Genomic DNA, 9,533 nt, shown 5'->3' with positions numbered 1-9,533 from the left:
TCATGCATGCTACGCATGCACTGCCGGGCAATGCATGGGTCGCTGGAAAGCCGTTATCGGGCCCAAGCTGAAAGCGCGTACGTTCGGAAATCAGAATACAGAAGCCAGGATTGGCGTCCAGGTTCTTAACCGGATGACCGGGCTTGGCCGCCCAAGCTTTGAGCGCACCGCCTGAATTCCGTCTCGGGGAGGGCGCGTTCCGAGTTGCAGTTGATCTGTGCAACAACGCCGGTCTAAATGCTAATTTCACGCGGGCCCCACGGGATAATGAGGCTCTGCAGCCATCTTCTCATGGTGTGCGCGCGAGGAGTCCTGAGCGACTAGCCATGCTGTTTTGGCGGTTATCCCTCCCATAGTGGGGTGGATGCTCGGTAGCACAAGTTGTGGATAAAGTCCTTGACTTAGCGGGGTGAATCACTGCCTTTAGAGTCAAGTTGCGCAAATAAGCGCGTTCGAGCAGAAAAACGGCAACCATGTTCCAGACAGCACCGATCGAAGCGGCTTCTCAATCTGACTTAACACGCGAGATGGCTGCGCGTCTACACACTGCGCTGACAACGCATCTGCAGCAGGCATATGCTCCTGATCAACGCAAACAATTGAGACTATTCAGCGCAACAGAGACTGCTGACCTTCTTGGAGTGACCGGGCAATTCCTGCGCAAGTGCCACAGTGAGGGGTCCTTGGCAGAACCGGAGGTTAATAAAAATGGCCGCCGGTTCTACTCCGGAACGGAGATGCTCGAAATGCGTCGCTCCCTCGAAGCGACCTCGCGAACTCCGGGCAAGTACCTTCCAGGCCGCCGTGCGGGTGACAAGCTTCAGGTTATTCAGCTGATGAACTTCAAGGGCGGCTCAGCCAAGTCGACGTCGGCCATACATCTTTGTCACTATCTTGGCCTGAGTGGTTATCGAGTGCTTGCAATTGATCTCGACCCTCAGGGTAGCCTGACTGGGTTCTGCGGAATTCAAACCGAACTGGAATTCGAGGGCGCATCGATCTATGACGCGTTGCGCTACGATGATCCTGTTCCAATGTCTGAAGCAATCGTCGATACGTATTTTCCAGGACTGCACTTAGCGCCTGCCCGTCTCGTTCTAAGCGAGTTCGAAACAGAGACGGCCGTGAATGCCGGCCGCGGCATCGCTTTTTTCGAAAAACTTGATAAGGCTATTCAATCGGTCGAGAAAGATTACGATGTCATTGTCATTGATAGCCCACCAGCGCTTGGATTCCTGACCCTAACCGGGCTCTACGCCGCAACTTCAGTGATTGTTCCAATGACGCCTAGCATGCTCGATTTGGCCTCCACGCAGCAGTTCGTTGAAATGACATCCGCTTATCTCGGTGTCATCGAGGATACGGGCGTGAAACTAAATCACGACTTCTTCTCCTTTCTTATCACTCGTGACGATCCTGGGGACATTCCGAGCCAGCAGATCGTGAGTTTGATGCGGGCATTGTTTCAAGACCGGGTCGTCTCTGCGACGAGCCTTCGCAGTACAGCCATTGGTGACGCGTCGATGTTGAAGATGTCGATCTATGAAGTTTTGCGCTCGGAAATGACTCGCTCGACCTATGATCGCGCAAGAGTCAGTATGGACGCAGTGGGCTCTGAGATAGCAGGCATGATTCAACAGGCTTGGGGGCGTTAGTCATGGCGATGGGAAAAAACAAAACCGGGATTATGGCAGCGATCACGGCTGCTGCGGAGGCGTCTGGCGCGCCGAAGGATGGAAAAACAGATCGTGCGCACAGGTCCCTTCCCAAAGGTACAATTGGGTCTGTTCGTGCTGGCTTGGGTGGGATCCAGGAGATCGACACCAAACTCATCTTGGCCTGGGGCCCGAAGGATCGCCTAGATGTCGAGTTAACAGCTGTTAACGGAGCGAACACTTCATCATCGATAGCTGAACTTGCGAGCAGTATCAAAGAAGCTGGCCAGCAAGTCCCAGTTCTACTTCGCCCATCCAAAGAACGGGATGGGTACTTCGAAGTGATCTACGGGCAGCGTCGGATACTCGCTTGCCGCTATCTTGAAATTCCGGTGAAAGCCCTCATTCGAACGCTTGGCGACACGGATGCGCTGATGGCCAAAGGGTTAGAGAATGCTGGGCGGGCAGAACTAAGCTTCTATGAACGCGCTAGATTTGCGCAAGCGATTTTGGACCAAAATTACGCGCGGTCCGATGTTTGCCAAGCGTTGGCGATCAGCAAGAACTCTTTGTCTCAGCTTGAACGCGTCAATCGTCTCATACCTGCTGTCGTCGGAGAGGCGATTGGTGCGGCACCATCTGCAGGCCGACCAAAGTGGATGTCCCTCGCGACTGCGTTCGAAAAGGGTCAGATAAGCGAGCAAGACGCGCTTCGCGCGCTAGCAGACTGCGCACCAGAATTGGCTTCGGATGAACGCCTAGATGTTGTCATCCGGGAAATGAGTAAACGTGGCGCGCGTGAGCGCTCTTTTGTGGTTAGATCTCCTGTTCCGGGAGTGAATGTGAAATCAAGTAAATCGGCATTGTCGGTTTCCATCAAGCGTGGTGGGGACAATGAACGGTTTGCAATTTGGTTGGACAAAAGTCTGGATCAGATAATTAGAGATTCCTTTGAACGGTTTCAATCAGAGAACCCCGAAGGATAGTGGCAGTTAACATCTGTTAACTGCCTGACAAAGGCAACGAGCAGAAAGGAGGAAGGCACAAAAAGAAACCCTCGAAACCGAAGTTCCGAGGGCTGCAGCGCACAAGGCGCGGTTTGTTTTTGACAATTCAACCTTAGCAGCCACCGAATCTCTACACAATAAGAAACGTCTTTGGACGAATGGGTTTTCTTTGCCTGCTGGCAACTAAATGGAAAAATTCAATGATGCTCCACATGGAGCGGCTGAAACTGGCCAGTTTCGGAACGGTAGAGGTTTGCCAAATGCGATCCAACCGACCGGCTGGCGCAAGCCGACACCGAGTCTTGCCGCAGCTGAACAGCTTGCCCAAGCCGGTGAACAGTTGGCTATACCCAAAAACAAGGCCCTTTTGGCGTGCAAAAGGGTGGCTGCACATATCGGATTGAAGGCCAGCGATATGATGCTGCTCGATACGTTCGGGGCGTTTACACAGTCTCAGGACTGGGAAGAGGGCAGGCGGCCCATTGTTTGGGCCTCTAATGCCTATCTGATGGAGCAGACCGGGTTTTCCCTGTCTGCGCTCAAACGCCATGCGAGGCGGCTTGTTGATGCCGGCCTCATTGCCTTCAAGGACAGCCCCAATGGCAAACGATGGGGCCACAGGGATGCCGAAGGGCATATCATTGAGGCCTATGGCTACGATCTTGCGCCCTTGGCCGCACGGGCAGAAGAATTTGACGTTCTTTTTGCTCATCTACAGGCCGAGCGGCAACTTTGCGCACGCGCGAAACGTCAGATCACGATCGTACGACGTACGATCCGCGCCAAGCTCGAAACCGCGTTGGAACAGGCCGTCTCAGGTCCCTGGACCGCGCTCTCAGCGGCCTTTCAGGCGCTTCTGGATCGGTTGCCAAGGGGTTCGGTGGGGTCTGATAGGCTGTTTGACCTGCTTCAGCACTTCACGGCCTTAAAGGTGAAAATTGACGCGGCCCTTATGGAGCAGGACGAAGTTGTTGAAATGCCTGTGGAAAACCACATAGAAAATGGCGAACATTCCACCGAATATACCAAAGAAATGAACCCCAAGGGGTCCGTTAATGAACCTCACATACTAAATACAAATCAACCTTATCCTGTAATTAGTAATTCCTCAGAAAACGAGGAAGCGGCCGGCGTGGTGACCAAGCCCAATGCCGAAGCGCCCGTTGAGACGGAGCAGGGGGATTGGAGCACAACCGCGAAGAAAAAACGCGGGACAGTGCTGGATTTGGGCACGGTGATGCAGGCATGCCCCGGATTTACCCAGATGTCGCGGGACCTGGGCGGCTATATTGAAAACTGGAGCGAACTGCACCGGGTTGCCGCACAGGTTCGGCCGATGGTGGGTGTGTCGGAACACGCCTGGACCGTTGCGCAAGACCGATTGGGGCCACAGGCGGCCGCTGCGGCCATGGCGCTGATATTCGATAAGTTCAGCGATGGCGAAGTGACCTCACCGGGCGGATATCTGCGCGGCATGGTCGAGAAAGCCGGGGCAGGGGAGCTGCATCTCGAGCGCAGTTTCTATGGGCGCTTGACGGGAGCGGCGGCATGATGCCCAAGATTGAAACCTTGCGTCTTCGCGCCTGTGATCCTGTGGCGCAGCGCCAGTTCTATTGCGATGTGTTGGGCATGCAGGATATCGGCGACGGCTGTGTTGGTTTTGGTGGCGAAGAAGCCGGTATCTGCTTTCTGAAGGCTGACAGGCCCTATGTCCAGACAGCCAGTGATCTGTACTGGAAAATTACACTTGCTGTTCCCAATATTGAACTCGCATGCGAACAATTGACCTGCAAAGGGTTGACTGTAAGCGCGCCTCATCAGTTTCAGAATGTCGGCTACCTCGCGCATTTTACCGATCCGGAAGGGTTTGCCGTTGAGCTGATCGACCACTGGTTCGAGGGCCACCGACCGTATAAGCCCGTCAATCCCAACCTGTTGGGCGGAGGGGCACATTTGAACCTGATCACCCTGCGCACCTCGAGCATTGGGCGCGTTCAGGGTGTCTGTAAGGGTATGGGTATGCGCCCGCTATGCGTTCAGTCGATCAATCGCTATGGCTTCACCCTGTATTTTTTTGCCTTCACACAAGATGTTCCTCCGTCTTCAGACCTGACAGCGATTGAGAACAGGGAATGGCTCTACCAACGACGATACACAGTGTTGGAGGTGCAGCATGTTCACGCTCTCGAAAGTGTTTTAACCGCTGAGGGACCAATTGGGGGTTACGCTGGGATCGTTCTTTCCGGGCCATCAAAGGTCGATTCAAGCGATGACCTTTTGATGTTCCGGAACGCTGAATAGTATCCGGCTGGTTCAGGTCCTAAAGGCAGTTGTGAGACGAGTTGACGATCTGGGTGCGGGCGTATTGAAATTTCATCCCGAAAGTAATACCTTTCACATATCAATCCTTACTTAGGTGAACCATGCCAGCGACAGTGACGACAAAGGGACAGGTGACCATCCCAAAACCGGTGCGAGATCTGCTTGGACTGATACCTGGCAGCAAAGTGGACTTCAGACGCAACGCCGCCGGCGAGGTGGTGCTGAGACCGGCCGAGAAAACATCTGCGTCAAGCCAGTTTGCCAAGTTCCGTGGGCATGCGGGGAAGGGGTTGGATACTGAGGCGATCATGGCACTGACCAGAGGCGATGCGTGACGCTTGTCGATACAAACGTACTTCTGGACCTGGTCACGGACGATCCAAGGTTTTCGGACTGGTCGATTTCCCAGCTTGAGGCCGCGTCGCTGACGGGTCCCTTGTTGATCAACGATGTGGTCTATGCCGAACTGTCCGTGCGCTACGAAACAAAAGAGCTATTGGATGAGCTGATCAAGGGCATTGGCCTTAAACTGGAACCAATTCCAACGGCTGCGTTGTTTCTCGCAGGCAAGGTATTTCAAAAATACAGGCAATCCGGCGGCACGAGAACGGGTGTTCTGCCCGACTTCTTCATTGGTGCGCATGCAGCCGTTTGTGAATATCCGCTTATCACCCGTGATGTGGGTCGCTACCGGACTTACTTTCCGAGGCTGGTTCTCATCACGCCATGACCAGACGAACGCCGGTGAATTTTCTGGAACGAGTAGGGCAGGGGACCGTTGATGTTGGCTTTGAAACGCCCACGCGCCTCAATTGACCCAAGTTTGCTATTGGCATTTATTGCCAACAAGGGAGACTGGACATGGTGACCCGCAACGTTGTGCTGACGGAAACACAGGACCAATTGGTTCAGGCTCTGGTGTCGGCTGGTCGCTATCAAAACGCCAGCGAAGTTTTGCGGGCCGAGTTGCGACTTCTTGAACAGGGGGAAGCTTGGTTAATGCAAATTCAACACGGCTTGCGCGAGGGGTTGGCGCAAGCGCAAGCAGATGATCTGGCAGAGGGTACCGGTGCCGATTCTATCCGCCGGGCTCTTGCACGCGCCAAAACGTAAACCGGACTTTCCGGCTGACTCGTCGGGCCGGAGACAGCTTGGATGAAATTGCTCGTTGGACCATCCCGAACTTCGGGTCAGAGCAGGCGGACTTCTACGAAGCGGAAATCATAGACCGGTGTGAAGCGATCGCCAGAGGTACCACTCTCAGTCGAAGCTGTTCCATACTGGTCGATGAAGCTCAGGAATTGCAGTTCGCGAGGGCAGGAGAGCATTTTCTGGTGTTCCTGGATCAGCCAAACGAGCCAATTGTAGTCGAAATATTGCATTCTCGTAGTGATATTCCGCGTCACGTCGGAGCGTTAACGACCCTCAACGGGGTCTGATGCTGGAGGAGTTTGTGAAAGCATCTCTAGCCGACGCCGCTGGCGTCTCAGAACACACCCCTCCACAGAAACGCTGGCGTGCGCGTTTGTCGTGTTCTTGGAGGGAGCAATGGTGATGCGTCTCACACACGGCGATCAGTTCTGGATTGATACAGCTGAAGACGCAGCACTTGCCGTTGCCCGAGACTTCGATTTTGTCAACGATTCAGGCCGTCGCAAACCGTGAACTCACATACTGCTACGCCGCAGCGCGGAAGTCGGGAGCTAACTTTTTTCGCGGCTGATTGAACCATTCGGCCCGTTCCGGCGACTAACCCATAATACCGACATTGACCGGCGAACCTGATCATTAAAGGAGGCTAGACCCATGGCCAAAAAAATTGGCAACCAGACCTATCCCGACGAAGTGATGGAAATCATGGCAGACCGCGCTCTCGGCAAGCTCTATCGCGCGTTCGTCAAGTCGCGCATGGCCGAAGAGAACACCCTCTTTCTCGACGCTGTAGCCAAGCGCTTCGAGCCCAAGAAACTCTACCCGAAATTCATCGATCCAAAGGCCCCCTCTACGATCAACGTGGCCTACCCCGACCGCAAAGAAGCCATGGATCTTGCAGAGGCGAACGATTTAAAGAACACGAAATGGAAGACACTCATGCAGTCATTCTGCAACCAGATCGAATCTCTGCTCGACAAAAACTTTCTCGAAAGCTTCTGGAAATACAAGCCTTTCCTTAACCACCACCGCGCCCAGGCGGAAAGGAAGATGAAAGGCGATCCGCGCAAGGCGGCCGAACTGCTCGGCATCTCGGACACCGGCACGATGAAGTCGCTGATGGTCGCCCATGCGGTCGGCGATCAGAAAGAGTTCAAGACGATGACCGCCAAGCTGGCCGCCGTACCGGAACTGAAGAAAAAGAAGGTAAAGTCCAGCATGATCGAGAAGATGCTGCTCAAAGCGAAGCTGATCTGACCTCCGGCGGCCGTTTCGGGCTCGATGCCGACGGTCCAGGCGTCAGCCCACCATCACCTTGCGCATTGGACCGCTTCAAGGCCAGTGTCAAAATGCTGGTTTCTGGCTGTGCCGCAGCACGTGGCTGACCGATACCGTAACTCTACAAACGGTCGTTTTTGGGGAGACGGCATATTTGCCGCGAAAGTCAGGAAAGACGCTACAGGACGAAATCGGCCCGAGCTTCGACATCTACCTTTGGTAAGATGACCGTATCGTATCCAAGCTGGTCGAAAGCATCGAGCAACCGATGGTATTCGCGTATGTGGCATCAGGTGGTTCGGGTGGTGGGCGTGTCACCGGTTCTGTAGCGGGCACGCAGCTCATGTGCATGTAACCTCAAGACCTCAGCGCTGCGCTGCCCCCGTTGATCGCGCAGGTCGATGATCCAGACAGTATCCTGTGCCATGGTGTAGAGTAATGAAAAGGCGGTCCCCCTGACCTTGTATTCACGAACGGCGCTGAAATCCTCATAGGCTGGGCCGGACATGGGAAACTCTGCAAGCATGGCCTCTGCGCGGATCAACGCGTTGATGGCTTTGGACAAGTCAAGCTGCGGGTTCTGTCGGTAGTAGGCCCGAAACCAGCGCAGTCCAGGTTCTGCGGTTTCGAGATAGCGAATCTCCATGCCTATCCGTCGTGTTTCGGGAAGGAGCGGTCGTCATCCGCTCTCAACCAGTCATGGACGGCATTTGCCGCCAGAGACGGCGCTCCTTGATCGACAAGGGCAAGTCCTGTTTCGAGGAGGTCTCGAGTCGCGAGGCGTTCTTCCACAAAAGCCCGGATTGCCTGGTTGGCCATATATGAGGCGGATCGATCCTCGAAGCGAGCGATCCGGTCGAGCTGCGTCTTGAGCTCGCTGTCGATGCGGGTGGTGAAAGATGTTGTTGCCATGATACCGAAGTGTTTGTTGTGTTGGTGCACATGTCTTACAATGTATGTTGGGCGGGTGCGCGGTCAAGATCTCATCGCACCAGTTTAACAACCTCCGTTTCACCCAATCTCGCGAACACCGCTCGAGTTCTCTTTGCTTTCAGCACTTCTGACACCGCGTCGGGAGTCTAGAGATCGAGTAAAAACCCTGTCCATCAATGTACCGGGAACGCGCGCGATGAGGGCGCCGGATTGGGGTGAATCCAGCGATGAAATATGAACGACGGAGTATGCGTCGGAGCTCATTTTTCAGAGTCCGATAATGCAAACTTATTGGATATAATAGAGAGCTGTAAGGTGGGGCTGTTCGTACGACTTTTTCTAGTAGAAAGCGCCGTTTTAGAACGATCTCTGGACATGAAACTTGCGCCCGCCAATCTTGAACTCTGCTTCGGCACACTACCCCGGATGCCGTCTTGGGTCACCTCCGGCCATGGTGAAACCCTTGAAGATGTGGCGTTTTTGTCAGGTGAGTCTATTAGACATCTGCATGTTGTGTTGGGGAAGGAAGAGGTCCCCCAGACCTTGCTTCGCGAGCAGTTGGCGTTGCAACGCCACCGGAAAGCTACGCTTCTTCAAGAAAAACGTCGCTCTAAAAACATACAAGGGGACTTGCGGGATGCCATCCACCCTCTACGCCCCGGAGATCTGCCCGGACTTGCCGTGAGAGCTATCGGTGCTCGCGCCGCGCAGTTGAGCCGCCGGTGTCCATCAAGGCGTTTTATCGCGCTTGTTTGAAACTGTCTTGTGAACCATTGCGGATTGGCTCGACGCGGTAAGCGCTGCGCCGGTCTAGCGCGCAGCGCAAGTTCTGGAGATGGTTCTTACCCGTTCACTGCTTGAAGAAGGTCCTTCATTGATCCTGGTGGCTGTCTCACGGTCCGATCCGAGCGTTCCTCGCAGAAGGCTTGTAGGGGCTTGGCAGATCACCACGACCTATGTCGTCCGGCGTCTTCAACAAACAGGCATTTCGTGCTATTTTGGCTTATGAACTCGTGCGTATTTTGCCGTTGGCTAATAGTATTTGGGTAGTGTCGCAAAGTTTTGGAATTGAGTTGCGTTGCCTGGCGCGCCGAGCGAGACCTCCCATTTTCCCGAGCCTCAGTCAGGATTGAAGAGTTGATCAGTTTCAAAGGCGCGCAGTACCCGAAATCCGTGATCCTATACG

At 54.3% G+C, this 9,533-nt stretch carries 12 protein-coding genes; 10 read left to right on the top strand and 2 right to left on the bottom strand.

The genetic code is table 11. The features are described from left to right. Positions 1 to 473 precede the first annotated feature (473 nt). The 9 genes from repA (at position 474) to ABJO75_RS27630 (ending at position 7,393) form a co-directional block, all read left to right on the top strand. Positions 474 to 1,655, top strand: a complete 1,182-nt coding sequence (gene repA, locus ABJO75_RS27670; protein WP_348134948.1) for a plasmid partitioning protein RepA — start codon at positions 474 to 476, stop codon at positions 1,653 to 1,655. 2 nt (positions 1,656 to 1,657) lie between these two features. Continuing rightward, on the top strand, positions 1,658 to 2,641 hold the full coding sequence (repB, locus tag ABJO75_RS27665) for a plasmid partitioning protein RepB (RefSeq protein ID WP_348134946.1): 984 nt from the start codon (positions 1,658 to 1,660) through the stop codon (positions 2,639 to 2,641). Between the two features lie 208 nt (positions 2,642 to 2,849). Further along, complete coding sequence (repC, locus tag ABJO75_RS27660; protein ID WP_348134944.1) at positions 2,850 to 4,214, top strand: plasmid replication protein RepC; 1,365 nt, start codon at positions 2,850 to 2,852, stop codon at positions 4,212 to 4,214. Continuing rightward, positions 4,211 to 4,963, top strand: coding sequence for a VOC family protein (locus ABJO75_RS27655; RefSeq protein ID WP_348134942.1), 753 nt, complete (start codon positions 4,211 to 4,213; stop codon positions 4,961 to 4,963). The genes repC and ABJO75_RS27655 overlap by 4 nt, the downstream gene beginning before the upstream one ends. Positions 4,964 to 5,085: 122 nt before the next feature. Continuing rightward, a complete protein-coding gene (locus tag ABJO75_RS27650) occupies positions 5,086 to 5,319 on the top strand; it encodes an AbrB/MazE/SpoVT family DNA-binding domain-containing protein (protein WP_348134940.1) in 234 nt (77 codons plus the stop codon). Next, complete coding sequence (locus tag ABJO75_RS27645; protein ID WP_348134939.1) at positions 5,316 to 5,714, top strand: type II toxin-antitoxin system VapC family toxin; 399 nt, start codon at positions 5,316 to 5,318, stop codon at positions 5,712 to 5,714. Before ABJO75_RS27650 ends, ABJO75_RS27645 begins: the two co-directional genes overlap by 4 nt. Before the next feature lie 131 nt (positions 5,715 to 5,845). After that, positions 5,846 to 6,097: a type II toxin-antitoxin system ParD family antitoxin gene (locus ABJO75_RS27640; RefSeq protein ID WP_348134937.1), complete on the top strand. Its 252-nt coding sequence runs from the start codon at positions 5,846 to 5,848 to the stop codon at positions 6,095 to 6,097. Between the two features lie 38 nt (positions 6,098 to 6,135). Continuing rightward, the gene (locus ABJO75_RS27635) at positions 6,136 to 6,423 is read left to right on the top strand and encodes a type II toxin-antitoxin system RelE/ParE family toxin (protein WP_348414098.1); all 288 of its coding nucleotides are present in this window, start codon (positions 6,136 to 6,138) and stop codon (positions 6,421 to 6,423) included. 367 nt (positions 6,424 to 6,790) lie between these two features. Then, positions 6,791 to 7,393 carry a hypothetical protein gene (locus ABJO75_RS27630; RefSeq protein ID WP_348134935.1) on the top strand — a complete coding sequence of 201 codons (603 nt, stop codon included), beginning with the start codon at positions 6,791 to 6,793 and terminating at the stop codon, positions 7,391 to 7,393. 310 nt (positions 7,394 to 7,703) lie between these two features. On the opposite strand, the gene ABJO75_RS27625 is transcribed toward ABJO75_RS27630, so the two are convergent. Next, positions 7,704 to 8,060, bottom strand: a complete 357-nt coding sequence (locus tag ABJO75_RS27625) for a type II toxin-antitoxin system RelE/ParE family toxin (protein WP_348134934.1) — start codon at positions 8,058 to 8,060, stop codon at positions 7,704 to 7,706. A gap of 2 nt (positions 8,061 to 8,062) precedes the next feature. Then, positions 8,063 to 8,326: a ribbon-helix-helix domain-containing protein gene (locus ABJO75_RS27620; protein WP_348134932.1), complete on the bottom strand. Its 264-nt coding sequence runs from the start codon at positions 8,324 to 8,326 to the stop codon at positions 8,063 to 8,065. A 396-nt stretch (positions 8,327 to 8,722) separates the two neighbouring features. Here ABJO75_RS27620 and ABJO75_RS27615 point away from each other — a divergent pair, with 396 nt between their 5' ends. Continuing rightward, a complete protein-coding gene (locus tag ABJO75_RS27615; RefSeq protein WP_348134931.1) occupies positions 8,723 to 9,103 on the top strand; it encodes a DUF1403 family protein in 381 nt (126 codons plus the stop codon). Positions 9,104 to 9,533: the final 430 nt, after the last annotated feature.

The sequence above is a fragment of the Sedimentitalea sp. genome (assembly GCF_039973035.1).
Taxonomy (GTDB): Bacteria; Pseudomonadota; Alphaproteobacteria; order Rhodobacterales; family Rhodobacteraceae; genus Sedimentitalea.
The sequence above is the reverse complement of the archived record's forward strand: the minus strand, read 5'-3'. Positions and strand labels throughout refer to the sequence as shown.